At 65.1% G+C, this 26,761-nt stretch carries 25 protein-coding genes; 18 read left to right on the plus strand and 7 right to left on the minus strand.

Annotated elements, in window-relative coordinates:
• Positions 1-32: 32 nt before the first annotated feature.
• Complete coding sequence (ppk2, locus tag ACTNFK_RS03150) at positions 33-950, minus strand: polyphosphate kinase 2 (RefSeq protein WP_435937290.1); 918 nt, start codon at positions 948-950, stop codon at positions 33-35.
• 310 nt (positions 951-1,260) lie between these two features.
• On the opposite strand from ppk2, the gene ACTNFK_RS03155 reads away from it, so the two are divergent.
• A complete protein-coding gene (locus ACTNFK_RS03155; protein WP_435937237.1) occupies positions 1,261-2,556 on the plus strand; it encodes a peptidoglycan DD-metalloendopeptidase family protein in 1,296 nt (431 codons plus the stop codon).
• 74 nt (positions 2,557-2,630) lie between these two features.
• On the opposite strand, the gene ppa is transcribed toward ACTNFK_RS03155, so the two are convergent.
• Positions 2,631-3,125, minus strand: a complete 495-nt coding sequence (ppa, locus tag ACTNFK_RS03160; RefSeq protein WP_433646713.1) for an inorganic diphosphatase — start codon at positions 3,123-3,125, stop codon at positions 2,631-2,633.
• 92 nt (positions 3,126-3,217) lie between these two features.
• On the opposite strand from ppa, the gene tilS reads away from it, so the two are divergent.
• The 10 genes from tilS (at position 3,218) to ACTNFK_RS03210 (ending at position 13,037) form a co-directional block, all read left to right on the plus strand.
• Complete coding sequence (gene tilS / locus ACTNFK_RS03165) at positions 3,218-4,252, plus strand: tRNA lysidine(34) synthetase TilS (protein ID WP_435937291.1); 1,035 nt, start codon at positions 3,218-3,220, stop codon at positions 4,250-4,252.
• An 18-nt stretch (positions 4,253-4,270) separates the two neighbouring features.
• The gene (gene hpt, locus ACTNFK_RS03170) at positions 4,271-4,831 is read left to right on the plus strand and encodes a hypoxanthine phosphoribosyltransferase (protein WP_433646712.1); all 561 of its coding nucleotides are present in this window, start codon (positions 4,271-4,273) and stop codon (positions 4,829-4,831) included.
• A 105-nt stretch (positions 4,832-4,936) separates the two neighbouring features.
• Entirely contained in the window at positions 4,937-7,057 is a 2,121-nt protein-coding gene (gene ftsH / locus ACTNFK_RS03175) for an ATP-dependent zinc metalloprotease FtsH (RefSeq protein WP_435937238.1), read from the plus strand.
• 44 nt (positions 7,058-7,101) lie between these two features.
• Positions 7,102-7,641 carry a GTP cyclohydrolase I gene (gene folE, locus ACTNFK_RS03180; protein ID WP_445117204.1) on the plus strand — a complete coding sequence of 180 codons (540 nt, stop codon included), beginning with the start codon at positions 7,102-7,104 and terminating at the stop codon, positions 7,639-7,641.
• Positions 7,638-8,972, plus strand: coding sequence for a dihydropteroate synthase (gene folP, locus ACTNFK_RS03185; RefSeq protein ID WP_435937241.1), 1,335 nt, complete (start codon positions 7,638-7,640; stop codon positions 8,970-8,972). Before folE ends, folP begins: the two co-directional genes overlap by 4 nt.
• The gene (gene folK, locus ACTNFK_RS03190) at positions 8,969-9,502 is read left to right on the plus strand and encodes a 2-amino-4-hydroxy-6-hydroxymethyldihydropteridine diphosphokinase (RefSeq protein WP_435937242.1); all 534 of its coding nucleotides are present in this window, start codon (positions 8,969-8,971) and stop codon (positions 9,500-9,502) included. The genes folP and folK overlap by 4 nt, the downstream gene beginning before the upstream one ends.
• Positions 9,489-9,992 (plus strand): DUF3180 domain-containing protein, encoded by a 504-nt coding sequence (locus ACTNFK_RS03195; RefSeq protein ID WP_433646707.1) that lies wholly within the window; start codon positions 9,489-9,491, stop codon positions 9,990-9,992. Before folK ends, ACTNFK_RS03195 begins: the two co-directional genes overlap by 14 nt.
• Positions 9,993-10,051: 59 nt before the next feature.
• Positions 10,052-10,570 (plus strand): PH domain-containing protein, encoded by a 519-nt coding sequence (locus tag ACTNFK_RS03200; RefSeq protein ID WP_435937243.1) that lies wholly within the window; start codon positions 10,052-10,054, stop codon positions 10,568-10,570.
• On the plus strand, positions 10,567-12,318 hold the full coding sequence (locus ACTNFK_RS03205) for a PH domain-containing protein (protein WP_435937244.1): 1,752 nt from the start codon (positions 10,567-10,569) through the stop codon (positions 12,316-12,318). Before ACTNFK_RS03200 ends, ACTNFK_RS03205 begins: the two co-directional genes overlap by 4 nt.
• Positions 12,315-13,037, plus strand: coding sequence for a DUF2520 domain-containing protein (locus tag ACTNFK_RS03210; RefSeq protein ID WP_433646704.1), 723 nt, complete (start codon positions 12,315-12,317; stop codon positions 13,035-13,037). Before ACTNFK_RS03205 ends, ACTNFK_RS03210 begins: the two co-directional genes overlap by 4 nt.
• A gap of 65 nt (positions 13,038-13,102) precedes the next feature.
• On the opposite strand, the gene ACTNFK_RS03215 is transcribed toward ACTNFK_RS03210, so the two are convergent.
• On the minus strand, positions 13,103-14,314 hold the full coding sequence (locus ACTNFK_RS03215; protein ID WP_435937245.1) for a multidrug effflux MFS transporter: 1,212 nt from the start codon (positions 14,312-14,314) through the stop codon (positions 13,103-13,105).
• A 324-nt stretch (positions 14,315-14,638) separates the two neighbouring features.
• Between ACTNFK_RS03215 and lysS the strand changes: the two genes are divergently transcribed.
• Together lysS and ACTNFK_RS03225 are read left to right on the plus strand one after the other, a co-directional pair.
• Positions 14,639-16,189 carry a lysine--tRNA ligase gene (lysS, locus tag ACTNFK_RS03220; RefSeq protein WP_435937246.1) on the plus strand — a complete coding sequence of 517 codons (1,551 nt, stop codon included), beginning with the start codon at positions 14,639-14,641 and terminating at the stop codon, positions 16,187-16,189.
• A 1,012-nt stretch (positions 16,190-17,201) separates the two neighbouring features.
• Complete coding sequence (locus tag ACTNFK_RS03225; protein WP_435937247.1) at positions 17,202-17,558, plus strand: DUF559 domain-containing protein; 357 nt, start codon at positions 17,202-17,204, stop codon at positions 17,556-17,558.
• Here the strand turns inward: ACTNFK_RS03225 and ACTNFK_RS03230 are convergent.
• Positions 17,468-17,965, minus strand: coding sequence for a pentapeptide repeat-containing protein (locus ACTNFK_RS03230; protein ID WP_435937292.1), 498 nt, complete (start codon positions 17,963-17,965; stop codon positions 17,468-17,470). The two genes, ACTNFK_RS03225 and ACTNFK_RS03230, sit on opposite strands and share 91 nt — an antisense overlap.
• Before the next feature lie 18 nt (positions 17,966-17,983).
• Positions 17,984-19,096, minus strand: a complete 1,113-nt coding sequence (locus ACTNFK_RS03235; protein ID WP_435937293.1) for a mannose-1-phosphate guanylyltransferase — start codon at positions 19,094-19,096, stop codon at positions 17,984-17,986.
• Positions 19,097-19,312: 216 nt separating this feature from the next.
• Here ACTNFK_RS03235 and sdhC point away from each other — a divergent pair, with 216 nt between their 5' ends.
• Genes sdhC through ACTNFK_RS03260 form a run of 5 tightly spaced genes read left to right on the plus strand, consistent with a single transcriptional unit; the run spans position 19,313 to position 23,892 of the window.
• A complete protein-coding gene (gene sdhC, locus ACTNFK_RS03240) occupies positions 19,313-19,729 on the plus strand; it encodes a succinate dehydrogenase, cytochrome b556 subunit (protein ID WP_435937248.1) in 417 nt (138 codons plus the stop codon).
• A 16-nt stretch (positions 19,730-19,745) separates the two neighbouring features.
• Entirely contained in the window at positions 19,746-20,189 is a 444-nt protein-coding gene (locus ACTNFK_RS03245; protein WP_435937249.1) for a succinate dehydrogenase hydrophobic membrane anchor subunit, read from the plus strand.
• Positions 20,190-20,236: 47 nt separating this feature from the next.
• Positions 20,237-22,069, plus strand: a complete 1,833-nt coding sequence (gene sdhA, locus ACTNFK_RS03250; protein WP_435937250.1) for a succinate dehydrogenase flavoprotein subunit — start codon at positions 20,237-20,239, stop codon at positions 22,067-22,069.
• Positions 22,070-22,072: 3 nt separating this feature from the next.
• On the plus strand, positions 22,073-22,840 hold the full coding sequence (locus ACTNFK_RS03255) for a succinate dehydrogenase iron-sulfur subunit (protein ID WP_435937251.1): 768 nt from the start codon (positions 22,073-22,075) through the stop codon (positions 22,838-22,840).
• Between the two features lie 23 nt (positions 22,841-22,863).
• Positions 22,864-23,892 (plus strand): YihY/virulence factor BrkB family protein, encoded by a 1,029-nt coding sequence (locus ACTNFK_RS03260; protein ID WP_435937252.1) that lies wholly within the window; start codon positions 22,864-22,866, stop codon positions 23,890-23,892.
• On the opposite strand, the gene ACTNFK_RS03265 is transcribed toward ACTNFK_RS03260, so the two are convergent.
• Both ACTNFK_RS03265 and ACTNFK_RS03270 read right to left on the minus strand, forming a co-directional pair.
• Positions 23,862-24,983, minus strand: a complete 1,122-nt coding sequence (locus tag ACTNFK_RS03265) for an ADP-dependent NAD(P)H-hydrate dehydratase (RefSeq protein WP_435937253.1) — start codon at positions 24,981-24,983, stop codon at positions 23,862-23,864. The two genes, ACTNFK_RS03260 and ACTNFK_RS03265, sit on opposite strands and share 31 nt — an antisense overlap.
• Positions 24,980-26,725, minus strand: coding sequence for a phospho-sugar mutase (locus tag ACTNFK_RS03270; RefSeq protein WP_435937254.1), 1,746 nt, complete (start codon positions 26,723-26,725; stop codon positions 24,980-24,982). The genes ACTNFK_RS03265 and ACTNFK_RS03270 overlap by 4 nt, the downstream gene beginning before the upstream one ends.
• Positions 26,726-26,761: the final 36 nt, after the last annotated feature.

Genomic DNA, 26,761 nt, shown 5'->3' on the forward strand with positions numbered 1-26,761 from the left:
AGCGCAGTACGCCGGGTGTGTCGGTCACGTCGTCAGCTTCCCCACAACCGGAAAGTGGCCGCTCGGCATCTCACCCTCGTCGTACACATCATCGGGTCGGGGGTGCCGACCACCCGGTGGTCCTTGTTCGGATAATCGAAGCGCGACAGTACCCAGCGCATGGCCTCCAATCGAGCGCGTTTCTTGTCGTTGGATTTCACCACCGTCCAGGGTGCGTGGGGCGTGTCCGTATAGAAGAACGTGGCCTCCTTCGCCTCGCTATACGCATCCCACTTGTCGAGGCTCGCGAGATCGGTGGGGGAGAGCTTCCACTGCTTGACCTCATCGGTGGATCGTGCGAGGAACCGGTCGTGTTGCTCAGCGCGACCGACTGAGAACCAGAACTTGATGAGGTGGATCCCGGACTGCACGAGCATGCGTTCGAACTCGGGGGCCGACCGCGTGAACTCGAGATACTCCTGCGGAGTGCAGTAGCCCATGACGCGCTCGACACCCGCCCGGTTGTACCAGGAGCGGTCAAATAAGACGATCTCCCCGCCGCTCGGCAGGTGCGTGGCGTAGCGCTGGAAGTACCAGGAATTGCGCTCACGATCTGTCGGTATCTCAAGTGCCACGACGCGCGCGCCTCGAGGGTTCATGTGTTCGGTGAACCGCTTGATGGCACCACCCTTGCCGGCGGCGTCGCGACCCTCGAACAGGATGACGATTTTCTGACCGGTTTCTTTCACCCAGGCCTGCAGCTTCAGGAGCTCGATCTGCAGCTTGCGCTTCTCACGCTCGTACACGGCCGCGCTGAGCTTGCGATCGTAGGGGTAGCCCTGGCGCCAGGGAGCATCGGGGCCGTCGTCGGATCTGGGCTTGCCCTTGCGACGTAATTCGGCGATCTCATCGATCTCGGGGGTGATGTCAACCTGATCAGCTGAGGCAAGAGTGAAGCCCTCGGCGTTGATGTCGGTAGTGGCAGCTTCATTCGGTCCACCGGGCTGAGTTGTGATGGTGGTGTTGTGATCGTCGGAACTGGGCACCAGGCCTCCTCGGGTGTGGTTTGTGATCCACAGCCCGCGCAACACATCGGGCCTCCTTTCAGAATATGCCTCAATGGGGGTGCAGATTTACTCCTGCTGAGCGTGCACTCGAAAAACCTTCAATGCTACCCTGAAGGTTCGCGCTGGTGACGGGATCGCGACGCGTTGGCCTGGTTCGAGGCCGAACGCCGCGGCACGTGTGAGACTGGTGGCGACCTAAAAGGGGTGGAACTTGATGCGCACGCAGTCACGAACGACACGCACGCGGTGGATCGCGGGTGCCGCTATCGCCGCGATCATTGCTACCGCGTTGGTGGGTGGCGGAACGGGATCCGTGCCCGCGCAGGCACTCGATCTGCCGAGCTGGGCAGACGTAGAGGCCGCGAAGCAGAACGAAGCAACCGCGGCCGCGAAGGTCATCGAAATTGAAGGTTTGATCGCTCAAGGCGAGGCGGAACTCGAGCGGCTGCGCAATTTGCACGCCGACGCGGTGAGCGCGTTCCAAGACGCGGAAGCCGCGTTCCAGGCCGCAGCGCGCAAGTCGGAAACCCTCGACGCGCAGGCCGAGCAGAGCCGCCTCGAGGCCGAAGCCGCCACCGCGCAGGCCGCCGCTCTTGTGTCGCAGATGTATCGATCCGGCGGAGTAGACCGCAACGTCGAGCTGTTTCTCGAGAGCGAGGGCGACACCGCCGACGCGCTGCTTGAACGGCTCGCGTCGATGTCGAAGGCGACCGAACGCAACACCACCATCTCGCAAGAGGCGCAGCAGGCGATGAACACGGCCGCTTCGCTCGGCGAACAGGCCGAGGTCGCTCGGCAGCAACGCGAGGTACTGCGCGCAGAGAAGGAAGCGGCCGAGCAGACCGCCGCTGAAGCGGTGGCGGGTCAGGCAGAGGCGCTGCAGGCGCAGGAAGAGCAGCAGGTCGTTCTGAACACGCAGCTTGCCGCGCTGAAAGACACCACCACCCAGACCGTCGCCGGATACCAGGAGCGCCTGCGCATCGAAGAGGAACAGCGCCGTGCCGAAGAAGCGCGTCGTGCCGAGGCTGCGCGATTGGCGGCCGAGGCTGCTGCTGCTGCTGCTGCGGCTGCGGCGCAGAATCCGGGTGGTGGCGGTAGTTCTGCCGGTGGCGGCGGTGGAAATGGAGCTGGCGGCGGCGCTGTTGGTGGCTGGCTTCGCCCCACGTCGGGCTGGATTTCTACCTATTTCCAGCAGTGGTCTGGCCACACCGGTGTGGACCTTGCTACCGGGTGTGGCACCCCGATCGTGGCTCCGGCTGCGGGCACCGTCACATACGTCGGCTGGAAAGATAACATCGGCGGCAACATGATGCACCTCGACCACGGAGGCGGTGTGCAGACTCGTTATGCGCACCTCAGCGGATTCGCACTGTGGTACGGCAACTACGCCTACGCTGGCCAGATTATTGGCTACGTGGGAACCACCGGTATGAGCACCGGGTGCCACCTGCACTACGAAGTGCTGCGAGGCGGAATGTTCGTGAACCCACTCTCCGGCTACGGCGTCTAGCTCCCTCACACCACACAACCACGAACGCCCTGGCACTCTCTGAGGAGGCCAGGGCGTTCGTGCGTATCTGGGAGTTAGTGCCCTTGCGCCTGCAATCGCTCCTGTGCTTCCACGATCAACTGCTCCGCATCGGAGGCCGAGCCCCACGCGTCAACCTTGACCCACTTGCCGGGCTCGAGATCCTTGTAGTGCTCGAAGAAGTGCTCGATCTCCTTGCGGGTGTACTCGGGAATGTCGGTCACATCCTGAATGTGCGCCCAGCGCGGATCCTTGTGCTGCACGGCGATGACCTTGTCGTCGCCGCCGGCCTCGTCGCTCATCTTCAGCACGCCCACCGGGCGCACTTTGATGCCCACACCGGGGAATACCGGGTAGTCGAGCAGCACGAGCACGTCGAGTGGATCGCCGTCTTCGCCGAGAGTTTCCTCGAAGAATCCGTAGTCGGTGGGGTAGACGAAACCGGTGTAGAGCACGCGGTCGAGGTAGACGCGTCCGGTCTCATGATCGACCTCGTACTTGTTGCGGCTCCCCTTGGGGATTTCGATGACGGCGTCGAATGCGGCGGTCATGCAGACTCCTTGTGTTCGCGGGCGTGGCCCTCGCGGTGATGTGCGCTCTCAGAGTACCCGAGGGCGACCGGTAGCGTGGTCGTGTGACCAGACTGCCGCCGCTTGATCCCGCCGTTGCCCACACGCGCCTGGCTGTGCGCCGCGTGCTGGCCCGGTGGTCGACGCACCCGTCTCGAGTGGATCGCGCGGCGATGGCCCCCGATGCCCCGCTGGTGCTCGTTGCCCTATCGGGGGGTGCGGACTCGCTCGCGCTCGCCGCCGCCGTCGCGTTCGAGGCCCCTCGTCTCGGCTTGCGCGCCGGCGCGGTGGTGGTGGATCACGCCCTGCAGCAGGGCTCGGAGGAGGTCTCCCGTGTCGCCGCGGGTCAGGCGACATCGCTCGGGCTTGATCCGGTGGTGGTGCGCCGAGTACGCGTCACCCGGGGCGATGCTGACGGGCCGGAGGCGGCGGCCCGAGCTGCCAGGTACGAAGCATTTGCGGTGGTTCGCGCGGAAACGGGTGCGGCCGCGATCCTCACCGCCCACACCCGCGACGACCAAGCCGAACAGGTGCTGCTTGCGCTGGCACGGGGGTCGGGTACCCGCGCCATTGCGGGCATTCCGCCCGAACGCGGCGCGATCCACCGCCCGTTGCTGGGCATCAGTCGAGGGGAGACGGAGCAGGCCTGCCGGGCACAGGGTCTCGAACCGTGGCAGGATCCACACAACACCGACCCGGCGTTCGCCCGCGTGCGGGTGCGCACCCGGGTACTGCCGCTGCTGGAGGAGGAGCTGGGGCCCGGGGTCGCGGCGGGCCTCGCCCGAACCGCGGATCTCGCGCGCGAGGATGCCGACGCGCTCGATCGTCTCGCCGAGCAACTACACGACTCGCTCACAGAGCGCTCGGAGACCGGCATCGCGCTGTCCGTCGAGTCGCTCGCGGAACAGCCCGACGCGCTGCGTAACCGCATAATCAGGCGTGCCGCAGGCGCGGCGTTCGGCTCGCACCTCAGCCGCGAGCACACCCGATCGGTGGCCGCCCTCGTCACCGACTGGCACGGTCAAGGTCCCATCAACGTTCCCGGCGCTACAGTTGAGCGTATTGCGGGTCGCTTGGAATTTCGAGCGGCCGGCCGATCCACTAGTTGATTGAACGAAGGCGGGCAGATGGACGTGAAGGATCTCGGAACCGATCTGAAGGTCGTGCTGCACACCGAGGCGGAGCTGCAGGCGCGTCTCGCGGAGCTTGCGCGTCAGATCGAAGCCGACTACGGGTTCGATACCCCGCCGCTGCTCGTGGGGGTGCTCAAGGGTGCGGTGATGGTGATGGCCGATCTCGCCCGTGAGCTGCGCTTCCACGCGGAGATGGACTGGATGGCGGTGTCGTCGTACGGAGCGGGAACGAAGTCGAGCGGCGTCGTGCGGATTCTGAAGGATCTCGACTCGGATCTGACCGGGCGTGACGTGCTGATCGTCGAAGACATCATCGACTCGGGCCTGACGCTGTCATGGCTGAAGGAGAACCTCGAAAGCCGCGGCGCAAAATCGGTGCGCATCTGCACGATGCTGCGAAAGCCCGATGCCTCGAAGGTTGACGTTGAGGTGACCTATCTCGGGTTCGATATCCCGAACGAGTTTGTGGTCGGATATGGGCTCGACTATGCCGAGCGCTACCGCAACCTGCGCGATGTCGCGATTCTCGCGCCGCACGTGTACGGCGGCGAGTGACGCTCGCACGCTGATGATTTTGCGCTGAGCGGACACACAGCAGCGGTGTCGATGCCAGCGGATACGCTTACACATATTCGCTGGTGACCGCAGAAAGGCCGCAACTTGGCTGACAAAGCACAGAAGGCCCCCAAAGGGAAGAATCTCTTCAAGGGGCCGTTGCTCTATTTGATCCTGGCTCCGCTCATCGTGTTGCTCGGGTGGTCACTGCTCTCCGGCACGGGAGTGCGTGAAATCACCACGCAGCGTGGGCTCGAAATGCTGGCCGACGGCGGCGTCACAAAGGCCGAGATCATTGATGGCGACCAGCGCGTCAACCTCACCCTCGCCAAGGCTGACGAGAAGACCGGTTCGAGCGAGGTGTTCTTCTACTACATCACCCAGCGGGGTGAAGACGTGATCGCCGCGGTCAACGAGGCAGAGCCCAAGGACGGGTACACCGACCAGGTGCCCCAGCCGAACGCGCTGTGGTCAATCCTCGGTTTCATGTTGCCGTTGCTGCTCATCGGCCTGTTCTTCTGGTGGATGCTGTCGTCAATGCAGGGCGGCGGCAACAAGGTAATGCAGTTCGGCAAGTCACGCGCGAAACTGAATTCCAAGGAGATGCCCCAGGTCACTTTTGCTGATGTCGCCGGCGCAGACGAGGCGGTCGAAGAGCTGCACGAGATCAAGGACTTCCTGCAAGACGCGACGAGGTTCCAGGCCGTGGGCGCTCGAATCCCGAAGGGTGTGCTGTTGTATGGCCCTCCCGGCACGGGCAAGACGCTGCTCGCTCGGGCTGTCGCAGGCGAGGCGGGAGTGCCGTTCTACAGCATCTCCGGATCTGACTTCGTCGAAATGTTCGTGGGCGTCGGCGCGAGTCGTGTGCGCGACCTCTTCAAGGAGGCCAAGGCTAACGCCCCCGCCATCATCTTCGTTGACGAGATCGATGCGGTGGGACAGCGCCGTGGCCAGGGCATGGGTGGCGGCCACGACGAGCGCGAGCAGACGCTGAACCAGCTGCTCGTCGAGATGGATGGCTTCGACCCCAAGACCAACGTGATACTCATCGCGGCGACGAACCGCCCCGACATGCTTGACCCTGCGCTGCTGCGCCCTGGCCGCTTCGATCGCCAGATCGGGGTTGACCCGCCAGACATGAAGGGTCGCCGGGCGATTCTTGAGGTGCACTCCAAGGGAAAGCCGCTCTCGAAAAACGTCGACCTTGAGGTGGTCGCCCGGAAGACCCCGGGCTTCTCGGGTGCCGACCTCGCCAATGTTCTGAACGAGGCTGCACTGCTGACCGCGCGCTCGAACGCGCAGTTGATTGACAATCGCGCGCTTGACGAGGCGATCGACCGCGTGATCGCGGGGCCGCAGCGTCGCACGCGGGTCATGAAAGACCACGAGAAGTTGATGACGGCCTACCACGAGGGTGGACACGCCCTGGTTGCCGCGGCGCTGAACTACACGGATCCCGTGACCAAGATCACGATCCTGCCGCGTGGACGAGCCCTCGGATACACGATGGTGATTCCGCTCGAAGACAAGTACTCGGTGACACGAAACGAGTTGCAGGATCAGATCGCCTATGCGCTTGGGGGCCGCGTCGCGGAGGAACTCGTGTTCCATGACCCGACGACCGGCGCCGGAAATGATATCGAGAAGGCCACCTCAACCGCGCGGAAGATGGTGACCGAGTACGGCATGTCGGCGAAGCTCGGGCCGGTGCGACTGGGACAGGCGCAGGCCTCGCCCTATTTGGGCGAGTTCGGCTCGACCCGCGATTTCTCCGAGGGAGTGGCCGTCTCTGTCGACGAAGAGGTGCGCGCCATCATTGAGCAGGCACACGACGAGGCATACGAGGCGCTCGTGCTCAACCGCACAGTACTCGACCGGCTCGCCGCTGAGCTTCTCGTAAAGGAGACGCTCGACCACCTGCAGATTGCCGAGATTTTCGTCGACGTTGTGAAGCTGCCGGAGCGTTCGGTCTGGCTCTCAAGCGGCAAGCGGCCCGTTTCTGATCTGCCGCCGATTGCCGTGCCAGAGAGCGTGCGCACAGATGGTGCACTTTCTGACGCTGCGGGTGACGCAGACGCCTCGGTGCATGCTGACGCTGCGGGTGACGCAGATGCCCCGGCGCGCACTGACGCTGCGGGTGTAGCAGATGCCCCGGCGCACACTGACGTGGCCGATGCCACCCCAGATCCCGACGCCGCGGCGGGTGAGGGCACGGCGAAGCCGTGACCCCTGGCGTCGACCGGCAGCGCATCGCCGCGGCGGTGCGTGAAATGCTTCGTGCGATCGGCGAAGACCCAGACAGCGAAACGCTGGCGGGAACCCCCGATCGCGTGGCCGACGCGTATTCAGAGTTCTTTGCAGGCGTCGGCGTTGATCCGCTGCAGCACCTGAGAGACGCGGTGCCCGTGGGTGATGAGACCGGAGAGCTCGTGCTGGTGCGCGACATTGCGCTGCGATCGACCTGCGAACATCATCTGCTGCCCTTTCGCGGGAGGGCGCACGTTGCCTACCGCCCGGCGCAGCGGGTGGTCGGGCTCGGCGCGATTCCGCGGGTGGTCGACACGCTCGCCGCGCGCCCGCAGGTGCAGGAACGTCTCGGCGAACAGATCGCTGAGGCGCTGCAGGTCGGGCTCGAACCCGAAGGGGTGCTCGTCGTGCTGGAGGCCAGCCATGGGTGCATGGCCGATCGAGGCGGGCGGCAAACCGAGGCCATGGTGGTCACCGTGGCTTCACGCGGATCGCTGTCTCGGCCCGGTGAGCGCGCTGAGGTGCTCGCCCTCATCGGGGCGACCGATCGGGGTACCCCGTGACTGAGGCTCCCGCTGCGGTCGAGGGATTTCAGGTGATGGGCGTGCTGAACGTCACTCCCGACTCGTTCAGCGACGGGGGTGCCTTCTTTGACCCCGAAGCCGCGGTGATGCGCGGCAGGCTGCTCGCCGAGCACGGTGCCGACATTGTCGACGTGGGTGGCGAGTCGACGAGGCCGGGAGCGCTGCCGGTGGACTCCGCGGAAGAGATCCGTCGCGTGCGTCCGGTGATTGCGGCGCTCGGCGCCGCCGGAATCACGGTGTCTGTTGACACCATTCACGCTGCGACGGCGCGTGAGGCGATGCAGGCCGGTGCCGCCATCATCAACGACGTCTCGGGTGGCCTCGCCGATCCGGAGATGTATCGGGTCGCAGCCGAAACCGGTGCCACGCTGATTCTTGGGCACTGGCGCGGTATTCCAGACCCCGCGCACCGTCGTTCCGAGTACGTCGATGTTGTGGCCGAGGTGCGAGACGAACTCGCACGCCTCGCAGCACGCGCGATCGCCGCGGGTGTCGACGCGAGCTGCATTGTGCTTGACCCCTGCCTCGGCTTCGACAAGACCGCCGAGCAGGGCTGGGAGCTCCTCCGCGGTCTGGATCGGCTCAGAGCGGCCGGTTTTCCCGTGCTCGTGGGCATCTCACGAAAGCGAATGCTCGGCGATCTGCTCGCCGCACTTCCGGGCGGCAGCGTGGATGTCCCCGCGCCCGGTCGAGACCTTGCCACCGCGGTCGTGAGCGCCTTCGCCGCGCGCGCCGGGGCCTGGGGCGCGCGCGTGCACGACGTGCCGGGCACGATGCAAGCCCTGGCCGTCGAACGCGCCTGGGGTCGTGCCGATCCGCCCGGATCACGCATCGGAGTGGACAGTGAAGCAGGGTTCACGGCGGGTGAAGCCCGCGAGAGTGTCCACTCGAACGAGGAGGGGCATGGTGCGGGGCAGGCCGGCCCACCCGCGCAGGTGCGCGACCGCATCACCCTGACCGGGCTCGAGGTGTTCGCGCATCACGGGGTCTTCGACTTCGAGCGCGAGCGGGGGCAACGTTTTCTCGTCGATGCCGAACTGGCGGTGGATCTCGGATCCGCGGCTCACACCGACGACCTGGCCCGCACCGTGCACTACGGCGAGGTGGCCGCCGCGATCGCTGGTGCAGTGCGACGCGACCCTGTCGACCTGATCGAGACCGTTGCGGAGCGAGTGGCGAGAGTGACGCTGGCCTTCCCCGGCGTTCGGTCCGCCCGCATCACGGTGCACAAACCCGACGCGCCGATCGACGAGGCGTTCGGTGACGTCTCGGTCACCGTGGTGCGCGACTCGGCTGGAGGTGGCGCATGACCCCCCAGGTCGTCACCGTGCTGCTCGCCTTCGGCGCCAACCTCGGAGACCGGGGCGAGACCATCATTGAGGCACAGCGCGAGCTGGCAATGACACCCGGGGTGACGCATCTGCGACCATCATCGCTGCGCGAGTCCATCGCGCTCACCCCGAGCGGCCCCGATCCCGATGCCCCCCGCTACCTGAACGGTGTGGCACTCGCAGACACCACGCTCACTCCGCATGAGCTGCTCGACGTGCTGCAGCGGCTTGAAGCACGCCACGGCCGGGTGCGCGACGCTCGCTGGGGCGACCGCACGCTCGACATCGACATCATCACCTATGGCGGCAAGCTCATCTCGGACGAGCGGCTGATTGTGCCGCACCCCAGGGCGCACGAGCGTGACTTCGTGCTCGCTCCCTGGCTCGAGCTTGACCCGCACGCGGTGCTCATCGGTCACGGGCGGGTCGCCGAGCTGCTCGCAAGACTTGGCGACACCACCCGTCCGATCACCCAGACACGACAGGCGGTGGATCATGCCGAAGCTTGAACGCACCTCCGCGCTCACCGTTGCCGCGTTTAGCGTGGTAGGCCTCGCCGCGGGCGTGCTCCTGCAGGTGTTTCAGTCGACGCGGGGGGATGCGCCGTTCGTGCCGCCGGTGTCACTCCCGGCGACGCTTCTCGTCATTGCCGCGGTGGTGCTTGCGCTCGGGATCGCGTTGCGACGCGCGGTGACCCGTGCCTCTGCGCGGCCGGTCAACCCTTTTCACGCGGTGCGACTGCTTGCGGGTGCCAGAGCGAGCCAGTTTGCCGGGTCGCTCCTCGGCGGGTTTGGCCTGGGGCTCCTGACACAGGTGATGACCCGCTCGGTGATTCCCCCATCTTCATCTTGGCTGCCCATGTTGTTTGTCGGGGTCGCCGGAGTCGTGCTGCTCGTCGCTGGCGCAATCGCGGAGTGGCTGTGTCGAGTTCCCCCCGATGGATCCGATGCCGAACTCGAGGATGATCCCGACCCGGAAACTGGCGAACAACTCGCCTAACCCGGCGCGTCCCGGCAGACCGGAGGCATGCGCCCTAGGCTTGCTGTTGGAGGTACGACTTGAGTGAGAATCAACCGGACGTGCAGGAAAGCACGTGGCCGAACGAGGTGCACGAGTGGCAGCGGGTGTCGACCAAGTACGCGTGGGCAGATCTCGCGCTGAACCTGATACTGACCCTGATCGTCGTGACGGTGTTCGTGCTCATCGTGCTTTTCGCCGATGAGAAGCCCCCACCGCTCGTGATCGCCATTTTCGCCGCGGTCACGCTCGGCCTGCTGCTGAGCGCGGCATTCGCGTTCCGCAGGGTGCGCGCAATCGGTTACATTCTGCGCGAAGATGACCTGCTCTTTCGCAAAGGCATCATGTTCGAGCGCGTCGTGGCAGTGCCCTACGGGAGATTGCAGCTGGTTGACGTGACGCGTGGCCCGCTCTTGCGCGCGCTGGGGCTCGCGTCCCTCAAGTTCGTGACAGCGAGCGCGGCAACCGGCGTGAACCTGCCCGGGCTTCCCCGGGAGGAAGCCGAGTTGCTCCGCGACCGCCTGGTCGAGCTTGCCGAAACGAGGCGGTCGGGCCTGTGACGAGCGACCCCTTATGGGAACGGCTGCATCCGCTGTCGCCGCTCCTTCGCGGCGGCCTGGCGATTCTCGTCATCGGCGGTATCCTCCTGGCCAATTTCCGCGATCGCATCCTCGAACTCTTTGTCGCGGAGCAATACCTCGGCGCGATGGGCCCCAATGAGGGCGACCTGATTGACATTCTGGTGGAGCAGCGACTCATTCTGGTGGCACTTGGGGTGGCGCTTGGGATCATCGTCATCATCATTTTCTTCTCGTGGCTGAGTTGGCGCTTTCACACCTACCGCATTACCGACGAGGCCGTGGAAGCGCGCAGTGGCGTGCTGTTTCGGCAGCATCGTCGCGCGCCCCTGGAGCGCATCCAAAGCGTCAATTTGCAGAGGCCGTTGCTCGCGCGCATTCTCGGCCTCACCCAAGTGGAGGTGCAAACGGCGGGGCAGGGTGGCAAGGTCACGCTGAGCTACCTCGGCTATCGCGTTGCGAAGGAGGTTCGCGAGCGGATCCTGCGCAGCGTCGCCCGGCGTCGAGGTGAGTCGGTGGCGCACACGCAGGCGCACGACGGTACCTCCGTGATGCCGGCAGAGCCAGCGGTGTCTGGCGGCACACCGTTCGAGGCAAGCCCCACGGGTTTGCCTTCGCGGCTCGACGAACGTGCGCGTGAGTTCGTGGACCTCGACATCGACCAGGCGGCGCGCGCGAGCGGGAGCCTGGTGAGCGTTCCCATCGGGCGGCTGCTGGGCAGCATCGCACTCAGCTGGGACATCTGGATCCCGGTGCTCCTCCTCGTGGCCAGCATCGTGTCTGCGCTGATTTGGAATCCCTTTTTCCTCGCGATGATCATCCCAGCGGTGTTGATTGCGGTGGGCACGAGCTACAGCTCGTTCAACAAGGGGTTCCGCTTCACGCTGTCTCGCAGTTCGGACGGCGTTCGGGTGGGGTCTGGCCTCACCGCCACACACACCGAGACGATTCCGTTTGGGCGGATCCACGCGATCGAAGCTCGTCAACCCCTCGGTTGGCGGCCCTTCGGCTGGTGGCGCGTGCGGGTCACGACGGCGGGGTACGGTGCCGCGGAAGCCGGTCAGAATAGCCTGCGGAATGTCATGTTGCCCGTCGGGCACATCGACGACGTGCTGCGCGTGATCGAGACGCTACTACCGGGTGTGGGCGATGAACCGGAAGAGCTCGAGTCGCTCCGAAGCGGGCTGCTCGGAGCGGGCAGTGCGGGCGGGTTCCTCGGCGCGGGGCCGCGCGCGGCGTGGGTGCTGTGGTTGGGAAAGCGCCGAGCGGGCCTGCGTCTGGAAGATGAGGCATCCGAGAACGCCACGCTCCGGGTGCGTCGCGGCTGGCTCACCCGCAGCTTCGTCGTCATGCCGATCCTTCGGGCGCAATCGATACAGTTTTCGAGGCCACTGCTACAGCGCTTCATTGGGCTCGCTACCCTACAAGCGCACACGGTGCTCGGCCCGGTGCAGGTGGTAATGCGGGGCATTGAGGTCGACCAGGCGCGCGCGGCCTTCGACACGATATCTCGTGCGATGGTACGGGTGCAGGGCGGCGAGGCGGTGCGCATCCGTGTTGAACGGGCAAAGCGGGCCGAGCGAGCGGAGCGAGTTGAGTGGGTCGGGCCGGCCGAACCGGGGGATCCGGCAACGTCAGTGGATCGGACCATGCCGCTGGTTCAGGCCGTGCCGCTAGCCGAGGCTGAACCGCCAGCTCAGATCCCACCCGCGCAGGGCGGCCAAGCATGACCCCCGAGCCTCGTGCGGGCCGCCTGGGCATTGGCCTCGTCGGGGCTGGCCGGGTGGGCCCGGTGCTCGCGCTCGCGCTCGCGGGAGCAGGTCACGCGCTCACCGGCGTGAGCGCGGTGAGTGAAGAGAGCAGGGAACGCGCCGAGCTGCTGCTTCCCGGAGTACCGATTCTCGATGTGCCGGAGGTCGTCAGGCGGAGCGAACTCGTCATGTTTGCGATTCCCGGCGACGAACTCGTCGGCTTGGTGCGTGGCTTGACGGAGATCGGTGCGTGGCAACCGGGTCAGCTCGTGCTGCATACGGCACCCGAGCACGGCTACGGGGTGTTCTCACCCGCACTCGGCGTGGGAGTGATCCCGCTCGCGCTCCATCCGGCGATGGTGTTCACGGGTACCAGCCTCGACCTCGCCAGGCTCGCCGGTGCCACCGTCGCGGTAACCGCACCGACCCCGGTGCTGCCCATCGGGCAGGCGCTCGCCGTCGAGATGGGTGCCGAGCCCGTGCTTGTTGCGGAGCGGGATCGGGCGGAGTACGCGGAGGCGATCAGCGCCGCAACCGAGTTCTCGCGGGCCGTGGTGCGTCAGGCGACCGACGCGCTGCGCGAAATCGGCATCGAACGGCCCGATCACGTCGTGGGTGGCCTCGTACGAGCGGCCGTTGAGGAGGAGCTAAGAGCCGCGGCGGGCCTGGCCGATGATGCCGCGTTCGGTGAGGCGTGATCCGCTCGCACACGAAGGAACCGACGGCACGAGCCGCAGAGGAATCGTTGGGCCGAGACGCACGGTCAGAGTCGGGCTGTGGCTGATCTTGGGCGCAACGCAATGATCGCGCTCACGAGGGCCCCGGCACCGCACACGGAGATGGCGATGGCCATCGGCAGCGCAGTCGACTCGCCCCAGAGGCCCACGACCGGAGCCGCAAGCCCGCCGAAGAGAAATTGAATCGCGCCAAGAAGCGCCGAGGCTGATCCGCGCGCCGTCGGCACCCGGTCGAGTGCCAGCGCGCTCGCGTTTGCGAGCACGAACCCGCTCCCCGCTGTCAGCACAAACGCCGTGATAATGAACCCTGCGGGAGTCAGCACGCCGACCAGCGTCTGCAGAAGGAAGGCGAGCCCGGAGCCCAGCACTAACGCGATACCGGTGGCCAGCAGGCGCGGCGGACGGATCCGCGATACCAACCGGATGTTCACGAGGTTCGCGAGAACCATCGCTGAGGCGCTCACCGCGAAACTCAGGGCGAAACCCAGCGGGCTCATGCCGAGCACGCGCTGCGTAACGAATGGAGCCGCGGCGATGTACGACATGGCACCGGCGAAGCTCAGGGCAAAGCCGATCGCGAGTGCGACGAATCGCCCGTCGCGCAGAATTCGGCCGATGGGCCGGTAGGTGTTGAGAAGGCTGCCCACAGTGCGTGCCTGGGGTGGATGCGACTCGCGCAATACGGTGAACGCCAGGATGAGGATCATGAGGGAGACGCTTGCGAGGGTCGCGAGTGCGCCGCGCCACCCCCACCACTCGTGAGCGATGCCTCCCAGTAGGGGCGCGATCAGCGGGCCGAGACCGCTGATCATCACGATGAAGCTGAGTGCCTTCGCGGCCGACTGGCCGTGACTCAGATCGGCTGCGATCGCTCGTGAGAGCACGAGGCCGGCGGCACCCGACAGGCCCTGCACAAACCGCAGCACCATCAGTGCCTCGATTGTCGGGGCGAATACCATGGCCACACCTGCGCTGGCGAACACTACGAGGGCAAGAAGGAGCACGGGGCGGCGGCCGCGTCGATCGGAGATCGGACCGAGCAGGAGCTGCCCGGTCCCGACCCCGAAGAAAAACAGGGTGAGCGTGAGCTGCACCTCGGATGCGGTCGCGGACAGATCGGCGGCGACGCTCGTGAAGGAGGGCAAATACATGTCGGTCGATATCGAACTCACCATTGCGATGATGCCGAGGGTGACGAGCACCCCGCGCGAGAGTCGCGATTCTGGGGGTGGTGTCACGGAGCTCCTTCAAGGTGCGTCGCTGCGTCGCTGCGTCGTTGCCTCGTGCTGTGGGCTGGGCCAGGGTGGTCTTTCAAGCCAGAACCGGCGACGCTATCGAATCGATCGTATACGTTATCGTGCGCGGTTTTCCTGTCGTGCGAGGTCTCTGGGAAAGGAGAGCCGTGTGCGCTGCCTGAAGTGCGTACCCACTCCGACGGAGCAACCTCTTCGCGATCCCCTCCCGATGCCCTCGCGATCCCCTCGCGATCCTTGAGGAGCCGCATGTTCGCGGATCCCGAATAGACTGGGTCTCTACGCCAGAAACACGGAGGATCCCGCCCTATGAGCGAGCAGCACGCGCCCGATGTCGCGACCGAAGCGATCAGCGAAGCCGAGGTCTTCGAACAAAAGCGGGTGCGTCTGGAGAAGCGCGAGAAGCTGAATGCGCTCGCGGGGGAGGATCTCGCGGGAGGTGCCTACCCGGTTTCCGTGCCGGTCACCACAACGATTCCCGCGGTGCGCGAGGCGTGGGGCCACCTCGAGGGTGCACCAGACAGTCTCTCCGGCGAAACGGTCGGAATCGCGGGGCGCGTTGTCTTTCAGCGCAATACTGGCAAGCTGTGTTTCGCATCGCTGCAGTCCGGCGACGGCACCCGCATTCAGGCCATGGTGAGCTTCGCAGAAATCGGCGCAGACTCGCTCGCGAGCTACAAAGAGCTGGTTGATCTGGGCGATCACCTCTTCGTGAGCGGCGAGGTGATCTCGAGCCGCCGGGGCGAGCTGAGCATCATGGTGACCGAGTGGCAGATCGCGGCGAAGGCGATTGCGCCGCTGCCCAACATGTACGCCGAACTGAACGAAGAGACCCGGGTGCGCCAGCGCTACCTCGATCTCATTCAGCGTGATCAGGCCCGCATCAACGTGCGCACGCGCGCACTCACCATGGCGAGCCTGCGCGAGACGTTCGCCGGGCACGACTTCCTCGAGGTTGAGACGCCGATGTTGCAGACCATGCACGGTGGCGCATCGGCTCGACCATTCGTCACCCATTCGAATGCGTTCGACACCGAACTTTTCTTGCGGATCGCGCCCGAACTCTACTTGAAGCGAGCCGTTGTCGGCGGGCTCGAGCGGGTGTTCGAAATCAACCGCAATTTCCGGAACGAGGGGGCTGATTCGACCCATAGCCCCGAGTTCGCGATGCTCGAGTCGTACCAGGCCTATTCCGACTATCAGGGGATCGCTGACCTCACGCAGGAACTCATTCAGAACGCCGCGCTCGCGGTCAACCGCGGGACCGAGCGCGAGGGGTCACACACGGTGCTGTGGGCAGATGGCACCCTGTTCGATCTGGGCGGCGACTGGGATCGCATCTCGATGTACGGCACGCTGTCGGCGGCGGCTGGCCGTGAGATTACCCCCGAGACATCCGTGGCGGAGTTGCGTGAGCTCGCGGATGCGCAAGATGTTTACGTGACGCTGCCAAATCACGGAAAGCTCGTCGAAGAACTCTGGGAGCACTTCGTGAAGGACGGGCTCACGCGCCCGACGTTCGTCATGGACTTTCCGGTGGAGACGAGTCCGCTGACTCGGCATCATCGCACGATCCCTGGCGTGGTGGAGAAGTGGGACCTCTACGTACGCGGCTTTGAACTCGCCACTGGATACTCCGAGTTGGTCGACCCGGTGGTGCAGCGCGAGCGTTTCGTAGAGCAGGCGGCGCAGGGTGCGCAAGGCGACGATGAGGCGATGCGAGTGGACGAGGAGTTCCTGCGCGCGCTGGAGCACGCCATGCCGCCCTCGGGTGGCATGGGTATGGGTATGGATCGCCTGCTGATGGCACTTACTGGGCTCGGGATCCGCGAGACCATCCTGTTCCCGCTCGTGAAGTAGGCGCGCAGTCGTGGCGGGGCGGAGCGTGCGCAACACCGCCCCGGCGCGAGTCCAGCATCAGAGCAGGTTGCCCATTGTCACCTGAGTGCACCTTCGTACTGAAGCGTTGAAGCGCCGATCAGGTAGGGCGCCAGGGGCTGGTTCCTGGGAGTGAAAGATCCACTTGCGCCCTCCGGCGCACTGCCTGACCGCCAATTCCCAGGACCCCGGCCCTGATCGGGCGCCAGGGGCTGGTTCCTGGGAATGAAGGAGCCACTTGCGCCCTATTGCACCGTATGAGTCGGCGTGTAGAGTCGACGCTCACAGTTGGAGGTCACGACGTCCGCTGGATCAGTTCTCCACAGTGTGATGTTTGTGGCTCACGGCGAATCATGTGCGAGGCATCATCGTGATCATGCCCCAACCGCGAACCCGCATCCCTGATCACCTCGTCCCGGCAACTTTCACAGTGGGGGAGGCCCGTTCGGCGGGAGTCTCGAGGGCGGTCCTGCGACACGATCGCTTTCGCACCAATTTCCGCGGGCTCCGGAGCACGCTCGAAAAACCCAACGGGCCTGACTCGTTGATTGAGTCGACGCTCTATCAGTCGAAAGTCTTTCTTCCTGCGCTGCGCCCCGGCGAAGTGTTCAGTCACACCACCGCATTGCTGTTGATGCGCTGCCCGATCCGCTGCGATGAGACACTTCACGTGACCACACCAGGCAAGGATCTTCGCCATCGGCGACCGGGGCTGCGCGGACATCGGTCCAGTCGACCCTTCGAACCCATGGTGGATGCCGAGGGCATTCCCCTGATGCCACCTGCGAGAGCCCTCGAGCAAGCGGCAGCGATACTGCCACTTCGGGAGATAGTGGTGGCTATCGATCACTTGCTCAACCAGACGCAGGCAACATCTGAGGCCAACGGCGTATTCCCAGTTGATTTCGGCACCGTGTTGGATAAGCAGACCGGGTCTATCAGAAAGCGCCTTCGTGTGGCATGCCATTTCGCGCGTCTGGGATCTGAGTCGCGAATGGAGACACTGACTCGGCTCGAGCTTGCACGCTGGGGCTTGGACTCTACGTTTGAGCTGCAGGTTGATGTGCGTGATGATGCAGGCGAGTGGATCGGGAGATTCGATCTGGTGGATGGCAGGCGCAAGATCATCATTGAATACGACGGCGAGCAGCACCGTACCAACCGCGCGCAGTACCTGAAGGATCTCAAGCGTCTTGAACGTGCCCGCGCTGCGGGCTATCGAGTGATTCGGGTTCACAAGGAGGATCTCTTTGACCGAACTCACACCTGGGTGAGGGATGTTGCTGAACTTCTCGGGTCAACAATGTGCCCGGTTCGACCTGAGCTGATGCGTCTCTTCGAGGAAAACTGACCTTCGGTCATTTGATAAGTCGAGCACTGCGGGGTAACTGGCGGGTGCGCGCACACCGCGCACGAGGTCCATCCATAGGGGCACTTGTGTCTGCGGCCCCATTCCCGGTGGGTACGGTACGCCCGCGCATCGGGCGCAAGTGGTTGCTTCGTGGCTTGGGAAGCAGCCAGAGGCGCCCTACCCGACGAAGACACCATGTCATGGGCGAGCGCGGAGCCAACGTGAGCAGTCGAGCGAGCCGCAGAGAGCGAGCCGCAGAGAGTGTGCCGCAGACGAGCGTGCCGCAGTCGAGCGTGCCGCAGACGAGCGTGCCGCAGACGAGCGTGCCGCAGTCGAGCGTGCCGCAGACGAGCGTGCCGCAGACGAGCGAGCCGCAGTCGAGCGAGCCGCAGACGAGCGAGCCGCAGGGAGCGTCAGCCGTCGAACTAGAGCAGGTGGCCCCCACCGGCGCCCTTCATGCGGTTGACGAGCTTCTTCACGTCTTGGGCGTGTGCCTTCGAGGTGACGAGCAGCACGTCTGGTGTGTCAACCACTACGACGTCCTCCATGCCTACGAGGGCGACCAGGCGGTCGCTCTCAGAGACCACGATGCCGCTCGACGCATCGGAAAGCACCTGCGCGCCGTCGCCCAGTACTGCCAGATCGTTGGATCGGCCGCGGGTGAGGAGGTTCGCGACGCTCGCAAAGTCGCCCACATCGTCCCACTCGAAATGGGCGGCGACACAGACCATCTTGCCTGCGGCCGCGGCGGGCTCGGCCACCGTGTAGTCGATTGCGATCTTGGGGAGACCCGGCCACAATTCCTCGCGCACCGCGGCGGCTTGCTCGGTATCCCAGGCCGCAGCGATCTCGCGCAAAGAGGCCACCATCTCCGGTTCCGTCAGTGCCATCTGGTCAAGGAGCACGCTCGCCCGCGCGATAAACATGCCCGCATTCCAGAGATATCCACCGCTGCGCAGATACTCCGTGGCGGTCGACTCATCCGGCTTTTCCACGAACTCGGTCACGTCGTAGATATCAAACGGTGCAAGATCGCCCCGGGCTCCGCCGCAGGCGATGTACCCGAAGCCAGTAGCCGGGTGACTTGGGTGGATCCCAATCGTCGCGATGTACCCCTGATCCGCAGCCTGCACCGCGGTGCGCACCGCCCGCTGAAACAGCACGTTGCCGCGGATCACGTGGTCGGCGGCAAACGAACCGAGGATCGAGTCGGGGTCTCGGCGCTCGAGAATCGCCGCAGCGAGTCCGATCGCCGCGGAAGAATCCTTGGGCTGGCTCTCAGTGACGAGGTTCTCTGCCCGGAGATCGGGCAGCTGTTTCACTACGGAATCGCGATGCGCGTTTCCGGTGACCACCATGAGCCGTTCGGGCGGGGCGAGCGGGGTGAGTCGATTCCACGTCGCCTCGAGGAGAGAGTCGCCGCTGCCGGTCAGGTCGAGCAAGAACTTGGGTGCGTTCGCGCGTGAGAGCGGCCAGAGTCGAGAACCTGCGCCTCCGGCAGGGATCACGCAGGTGAAACGGTCGAATGCCGGGGTCATAGTCATAGTCACCAGCCTATCCAGGCGCTCCCATCGCTGGGATGAAGGCAGGCCTGTCGGGGTCAGGGGAGTGCATCGCTGATGTCAATAGCCTCCACCAAATGGTGCCATAATGGTTTGGCGCTGTGTTCTGCGGAGATGCTGAAAATGCTGCTTCGTTTTCGCGCATCGGATCCCGGAACACGCCCGGTGCAACCCGACCCAAGGAGGAAGCTCGTGTCAGCCGAAACCGCGCAGGTCACGCCTGCAGCCGCGAAGAAGATCCGCCCCGGCGGCACCCTCTATCGCGGTAACGAGGGAATGTGGTCGTGGGTGTTGCATCGCATCACTGGTGTAGCCATCTTCTTCTTCTTGCTCGTGCACGTGCTTGACACAGCTCTCATTCGCGTGAGCCCAGAGGCCTACAACGCGGTGATCTCGACGTACCAGACCCCGATCATGGGCCTCGGCGAAGTCGGCCTGGTGGGCGCCATCGCGTTCCACGCCCTCAACGGTTTGCGCATCATCCTGGTTGACTACTGGAGCAAGGGTACGAAGTACCAGCGCGCGATGTTCTGGATCGTCATCGCACTCTGGGTCATCGTGATGCTCGGGTTCACCCCCCGTCACCTGATGAACGTCTTCGGGCACTAGGAAAGAGGAGCAACTCATGACACTCTCGATTGACACTCCTCGCTCACAGGCCCCTGCCAAGAAGCGCACCAACTGGGAAAAATGGGGATGGATCTACATGCGCGCTTCTGGCGTGCTGCTCGTCGTGCTCATCTTCGGCCACCTGTTTTCCAACCTCATGGTGGGCGATGGCGTAAAGGCTATTGACTTCGGCTTCGTGGGCGGCAAGCTCGCGAACCCCTTCTGGCAGGTGTGGGATCTTCTCTTGCTGTGGCTCGCGCTCATTCACGGCAGCAACGGCATGCGCACCATCGTGAACGACTACGTGGTGAGGCCAGGCCTTGCAAAGGGACTGAAGATCGCTCTGTTCCTCTCGGCAGCACTGCTGATTCTGCTCGGCACCCTGGTGATCTTCACCTTTGATCCCTGCCCCGCGGGCGCCGATCCCGAGTTGCTTGCCTCGTTCTGCACTGTGTCTTGATCTGACGCAGCCGCTCACCAGACTTTTCACCGGAAGTTAGGAAACACGTGACCACCAACACCCACCAGGGCGAGGAAGTGACCGTCAAAGACGGCGTCACCTACCATCAGTTTGATGTCGTGATCGTCGGTGCCGGCGGCGCTGGCATGCGCGCCGCGATCGAAGCGGGCCCGAAGGCCAAGACCGCGGTGATCACCAAACTTTATCCGACGCGTTCCCACACGGGGGCCGCGCAGGGCGGCATGGCCGCTGCGCTGGCGAACGTCGAAGACGATAACTGGGAGTGGCACACGTTCGACACGGTGAAGGGCGGCGACTACCTGGTTGATCAGGACGCTGCAGAGATCCTTGCGAAGGAAGCGATCGACGCGGTCATCGATCTTGAGAACATGGGTCTGCCGTTTAACCGCACACCCGAGGGCAAGATTGATCAGCGCCGATTCGGGGGCCACACCCGCGATCACGGCAAGGCGCCTGTGCGTCGCGCCTGCTACGCGGCTGACCGTACCGGCCACATGATCCTGCAGACGCTCTTCCAGAACTGCGTCAAACTGGGTGTCAACTTCTTCAACGAGTACTACGTGCTCGACCTGGTGATGACCGGCGAGGGCAAAGACCGTAAGCCCTCCGGTGTCGTCGCGTATGAACTCGCAACCGGCGACCTGCACGTCTTCCAGGCGAAGTCGATCGTGTTTGCCACGGGCGGGTTCGGCAAGATCTTCAAGACGACGTCGAACGCGCACACCCTGACCGGTGACGGCGTGGGCATCATCTGGCGCAAGGGCCTGCCGCTCGAGGACATGGAGTTTTACCAGTTCCACCCGACGGGTCTTGCAGGACTCGGCATCTTGCTCACCGAGGGCGCCCGCGGCGAGGGAGCCATCTTGCGCAATGCGAGCGGTGAACGGTTTATGGAGCGCTACGCGCCGACCATCAAAGACCTCGCGCCCCGCGATATTGTGGCGCGCTGCATGGTGCAGGAGGTACTTGACGGTCGCGGTGCCGGCCCCCACAAGGACTACGTTTACCTTGACTGCACACACCTAGGTGCCGAGGTGCTCGAGACCAAGCTCCCCGATATCACCGAGTTCGCACGCACCTACTTGGGTGTGGATCCGGTTACGGAGCCGGTGCCCGTGTTCCCAACCGCCCACTACGCCATGGGCGGCATCCCGACAAACGTTCACGCCGAGGTGTTGATGGACAACGACACCGTAGTGCCGGGTCTCTTCGCTGCGGGCGAGTGCGCCTGCGTGTCCGTGCACGGCTCGAACCGTCTCGGCACCAACTCGCTGCTCGACATCAATGTCTTCGGGAAGCGTTCGGGCAACCGTGCCGCCGACTACGCAAACGGAGCCTCCTTCGTCGAACTCCCGGCTGATCCGGCGAAGGAGATCCGCGAGCTCGTGGAGATGCTGCGCACGAGCACCGGTACCGAGCGCGTCGCCGACATTCGCAAGGAACTCCAGGAATCCATGGACCGTGGCGCCCAGGTGTTCCGCACCGAGGAGTCTCTCACCGAGGTCCTCCGCGTGATCAACGATCTGCGCCTGCGCTACAAGAACATCTCGGTGCAGGATCGTGGCAAGCGATACAACACCGATCTGCTCGAGGCGATCGAGCTCGGCTTCCTGCTCGATCTCGCCGAGGTGCTCGTGTTCGCCGCACGCAATCGCAAGGAGAGCCGTGGGGGTCATATGCGTGACGACTACCCGAACCGCGACGATGAGAAGTACATGCAGCACACCATGGCGTACCTCTCGGGCGATCCGCACTCGGCGAACCCTGAAGATCACATCCGCCTGGACTGGAAGCCGGTCGTCATGACGAAGAATGAGCAGGGCGAGTTGAATTACCCGCCGATGGAGAGGAAGTACTAAGCCATGAGCACCGCTACCGCTGAGGCTTCTGCCACTGTGGCCCCCGAGGCGCCGCAGCCGTTCAATGTCACCTTGCTCGTGCGCCGCTACGACCCCGAGACGGGCGCAGAGGCGTACTGGGAAGACTTCGACGTGCCGATGTACCCGACGGATCGCATTCTCGATGCCTTGCACAAGATCAAGTGGGATCAGGACGGCACGCTCAGCTTCCGTCGTTCGTGCGCCCACGGCATCTGCGGCTCCGACGCGATGCGCATCAACGGGCGCAATCGCCTGGCGTGCAAGACCCTCGTGAAGGATCTCGACATCACGAAGCCCGTCTACGTGGAAGCCATCAAGGGCCTTCCGCTGGAGAAGGACTTGATCGTCGACATGGAGCCGTTCTTCGCGTCATTCCGTGAGGTGCAGCCCTTCCTCGTGGCCGGGAGTAACCCCGAGCCGGGCAAAGAGCGCGTGCAGTCGATCGAAGATCGCGAGCGTTTCGACGACACCACGAAGTGCATTCTGTGCGCGGCGTGCACCACGAGTTGCCCGGTGTTCTGGACGGACGGGCAGTACTTCGGGCCGGCCGCTATCGTGAATGCGCACCGCTTCATCTTCGACTCGCGCGACGACAACGCGCAGGTGCGCCTCGACATCCTGAACGACACCGAGGGGGTGTGGCGCTGCCGCACCACCTTCAACTGCACCGACGCGTGCCCACGTGGGATTCAGGTCACGAAGGCGATCGCCGAGGTCAAGGCCGCGATCCGCACCGGAAAGACCAGCTAACACCAGCGGCATAGACTTGCCGAATGACAACGCCCCGCGAACACGCTCCCTCATCTGAGGGGCTGGACGACGGGGCGTTGCTCGGTTCTGAGCGGATGGGCCAGTGGCGCAGCCAGGGCCGTCAGTGGTGGAGTGGGGTGCGAAGGCTACGGCCGATGCGCGCCTTCTTCCATTTCGTTGATGTCGGCGGCAACGTCCTCTCCGCGGGCATGAGTTACCAGGCGGTATTCGCTGTGTTCGCGGCACTGTGGGTCGGCTTCGGCGTGCTGGGGGTGTGGCTACGAACCCGCACCGAACTCCTCGCCTCGCTGATCGAGCAAATCAACCTGCTCGTTCCTGGTCTGTTGGGTGAAGACGGGGTAGTGTCGGTCAGCACACTGCTGAGCGAGCGCAGCTTCGACTGGACAAGCATTGCCGCCGGTGTCGCGCTGCTCTGGGTCACCATCACATGGTTCACCGGCACACGGCGCTCGATCCGCATCATCTTCGGCCTCGACGTGCGTGAGTACCGAGGGGCGTTCATCCTGAAGGTGCGCGACCTGATCCTGGCGCTGCTGTTCTTCGCCGCGCTCCTGGTCTCTGCCGTGCTCACCGTGTTCAGCAGCAACATCACCGAGTGGCTCTTGAGCGTCTTCAACATCAGCCCCGACAACTGGCTGATCGGAGGATTCGGAGTCACCGCGAGGTACGCGCTGCTCTACGTATTTGACGTTGCCGTGCTGCTCGGGATCCACGTCTTTCTTGCCGAAGTTCGCGTGCGTCGCTGGCACCTGTTGTGGGGGTGCGCATTGGGCGGAGCGGTGTTGCTCGGTCTGAAGGTGCTCGGCACGTGGTTGCTGACCGGCACCTCCTCTAACCCGCTGCTCGCCTCGTTCGCGGTGCTTATCGGGTTGTTGCTCTGGTTCAACCTGATTTGTCGCACGCTGTTGCTCACTGCGTCATGGATCGCGACCGGTGTCGATCGTGAACTCGGCACACTGGAGGAATCGCATTCGCGCGACCTCCGTGAGGAACGGTATTTTCAGCGATCTCGCCGCTCGACAAGGAGCTGAGCGACAGTCCCAGGCAGCGCCCGCGCCACGTCGAAGGCGGTAATGGGGCCACCCCGGCCCCCCTGCCCGGGTTCTGACGAGTGTCCGAGAGACTGTGGATCGCCGCTCGCCCGGCGCGCGGCCGCATCGTGCAAGACCGCTGCGCTGGCACCGAGCGCGCCCAGGAGCTCGTGATCCTCACGCACCGAGTCTGCATGCGCGGCCACGAGCGCACCGAGTATGCCGGCCAGTACGTCGCCGGTGCCCGCGGTGGCGAGCCAGGGGGTGGCGGGGCCGGAGAGGAAGACCAAGCCGCCGGGCGTCGCAGTGACAGATGTTGAACCCTTCAGGAGCACGGACGCGCCCAGCTTTCCGGCGAGGGTCGTCGCGGCCGCGATGAGCGCGCTCTCGGCCGGCACCCGGTCTCGGCCGCCCCGCCCTCGGCTCGGCCAACCGGTGGGTCGCAGCCCAAGGCCCGCCGCGTTCCAGAGCGCCACAAACTCGCCGCGATGGGGTGTCAGTATGAGGGGCACTCCTGCGTGATCCCGCACTGGGGTGCCGTGGGAGGCGATCCTGCGCGGAGCGGGTTCAGTGCCCTCGTTCGATTGCGCACGATCCACCACAAGATCTAAGGCCCCGGCATCGATGACGACAGGCGTGTCGCCCGCAAGGAGCGCGCGCAACGCGTCCCGTTCTTGTTCGGAGCGCTGGGTGGGATCGGTGCCCGAGCCGATCAGCCAAGCATCTGAGGGTACGTGGGCTGAGGTCGGGTCGGCGAGAAACACCGTCTCAGGGCGCGCGGCGAGGACCGCTGCCGCTGGAGAAGGGAGGCCGAGCGTTCCTGCGATGTCGTCAAGGGGTGGGGTAAAGCGCACCAGACCGAGGCCGGTGCGCCATGCCGCCTCTGCCCCGAGCACCGCCGCCCCAGGGTAGGCTGCGGAACCGGTGCGCAGGCCGAGTATCCCGCGACGGTACTTGTCGTCGGTGCTGCTGGGTTCCACCAGGAGGGCCGCGGCCTGCTGGAGGCCCCATCGAACCGGGGGGCCCGCAACGGACGTGAGGTCCGACTGCTGTCGAGCGCGCCGCGCCCGACGGGCGCGCTCAGTGTTCACGATCCGATCTCAAGTAGATACGAGCGCAGCCCATGCTCAATGCGGCGAAGCCTGTCCGCGGCGACGGTGCGACGCTCGCTGGCGGTCCCCGTGGCGCTCACCACGTCGAGGTAGGCCTTCAGCTTGGGCTCCGTGCCGCTTGGCCGAATCATCACGCGTGAGCCATCCGCGAGGTCGTAGGCGAGCACATTGGCGGGCACCGCCGAGTGGCCGGGCTGCAGGAAGTCGCGAAGTCGCGAGACCTCGATGCCATCGAAGCGTGTGGGAGGGGCGTGGCGCACTCGTTCGGCCAGCGCCGCGACCGCCTCCGGAGATTCGAGTCGCACCACCACCTGGGTGCTCGCGTAGTGCCCAAACAGCTCGCTGGCTTCGTCGAGCAGTTGCCAGACGGAGCGCCCCTCGGCGTGCAGCTCGCAGGCCATCGCGCAGGCCTCTGCCGCTGCCGAGATGCCGTCTTTGTCGTGAACGACGCTGGGGTGCGTGAGGTAGCCCAGGGCCTCCTCGAAGCCAAACACGAGGTTCGGCACTCGAGAGACCCACTTGAACCCCGAGAGTGTCTCGACGTGATCGAGCCCGTATGCGCGGGCGATCGAGCCGAGGACGGGCGAGGAGACGATGGTGTTGGCGAGGGTGCCCGTGAGGGGGAGTCCCGCCGACTCCGCCGCGCGGCGTGCCCGCTCTGCCGCGCGCCACCCGAGAAGCGTCCCCAGCTCGTTGCCCGTGAGACGCCGGTAGCCTGAGGCCTCATCGGGGTGCGGGGCGGCGATGGCGAGGCGATCCGCGTCGGGATCGTTCGCGATGATGAGATCTGCCTTGCACTCCCGCGCGGTCTCGTAGGCCAGATCGAGGGCTCCCTCTTCTTCGGGGTTGGGGAAGCACACCGTGGGGAAGGTGCTGTCAGGCCGGTCTTGCCGGGCGACCGTCGTCACCCGAGGCAGGCCGGCCGCGGCGAATACCCGCTGAGCTATGGTGGATCCCACGCCGTGTAGGGCGGTGTAGACAATCTTGGGGGCGGATGCTGGCAGCGGGCCAGGGTAGCCCGCGAGGAGGGCGTCCGCTGTGCGTTCGACGTATGCATCTGTAAGCTCGGGGCCCGCGATCGTGTAGTCAGTGGATCGGGACAACTCGGAATAGGGCAGCGCACCACGCTCTTCGATGAGCGCTGCAATTTCGGCGTCGCTGGGGGGTGCGATCTGCGAACCCTGGTCTGAGTCACCGAGGTATACCTTGTAGCCGTTATCGCGCGGGGGGTTGTGGCTCGCGGTGATCATGACGCCCGCGGAGAGACCCAGGTGGCGCACCGCGAAAGCGGTCACCGGAGTGGGCAGAGGCTCGGGGAGGAGAATGGTTCGTACTCCGGCACCCGCCATGATCTCAGCAGTATCGCGCGCAAACACCTCGGAATTCACCCGACCGTCGTAGCCGATCACGATGGAGGGAGGGGTCGTTGCGGTGCCCTCGCGGGCGCGTCGATGCAGGTATTCGGCGAAGCCCGCCGAGGTTTGGGAGACGACGACTCGGTTCATGCGCCGCGGGCCCGCCCCGATTTCTGCGCGCAACCCGGCGGTGCCAAAGGCGAGTCGACCGGCAAATGCGTCGTGGAGCGCGCTCGCAGACTCGGCATCACCCTGAATTGCGCGGGCGAGAAGACCCTGGGCCTCTGCCCGGGTCTCAGGGTCGGGGTCGTTCGCGATCCACTGCGTGACGTCTGAGACCAGAGCACCGAGATCGGCTTCGCTCATGTAATTCCCTTGTCTCGCCCGACGCTCGCCGGGGCC

The sequence above is a fragment of the Leucobacter fengyongliangi genome, from assembly GCF_052386045.1.

Coding starts and splice junctions, on each gene's coding strand:
- folE (WP_445117204.1), top strand. CDS start 7,102: ATGCTTCGTGCGATCGGCGAAGACCCAGACAGCGAAACGCTGGCGGGA.
- ACTNFK_RS03195 (WP_433646707.1), top strand. CDS start 9,489: ATGCCGAAGCTTGAACGCACCTCCGCGCTCACCGTTGCCGCGTTTAGC.
- ACTNFK_RS03155 (WP_435937237.1), top strand. CDS start 1,261: ATGCGCACGCAGTCACGAACGACACGCACGCGGTGGATCGCGGGTGCC.
- ACTNFK_RS03255 (WP_435937251.1), top strand. CDS start 22,073: ATGAGCACCGCTACCGCTGAGGCTTCTGCCACTGTGGCCCCCGAGGCG.
- hpt (WP_433646712.1), top strand. CDS start 4,271: ATGGACGTGAAGGATCTCGGAACCGATCTGAAGGTCGTGCTGCACACC.
- ppa (WP_433646713.1), bottom strand. CDS start 3,125: ATGACCGCCGCATTCGACGCCGTCATCGAAATCCCCAAGGGGAGCCGC.
- folK (WP_435937242.1), top strand. CDS start 8,969: ATGACCCCCCAGGTCGTCACCGTGCTGCTCGCCTTCGGCGCCAACCTC.
- ACTNFK_RS03270 (WP_435937254.1), bottom strand. CDS start 26,725: ATGAGCGAAGCCGATCTCGGTGCTCTGGTCTCAGACGTCACGCAGTGG.
- ACTNFK_RS03245 (WP_435937249.1), top strand. CDS start 19,746: ATGACACTCTCGATTGACACTCCTCGCTCACAGGCCCCTGCCAAGAAG.
- ACTNFK_RS03235 (WP_435937293.1), bottom strand. CDS start 19,096: ATGACCCCGGCATTCGACCGTTTCACCTGCGTGATCCCTGCCGGAGGC.
- ACTNFK_RS03225 (WP_435937247.1), top strand. CDS start 17,202: ATGGAGACACTGACTCGGCTCGAGCTTGCACGCTGGGGCTTGGACTCT.
- lysS (WP_435937246.1), top strand. CDS start 14,639: ATGAGCGAGCAGCACGCGCCCGATGTCGCGACCGAAGCGATCAGCGAA.
- ACTNFK_RS03260 (WP_435937252.1), top strand. CDS start 22,864: ATGACAACGCCCCGCGAACACGCTCCCTCATCTGAGGGGCTGGACGAC.
- ACTNFK_RS03210 (WP_433646704.1), top strand. CDS start 12,315: ATGACCCCCGAGCCTCGTGCGGGCCGCCTGGGCATTGGCCTCGTCGGG.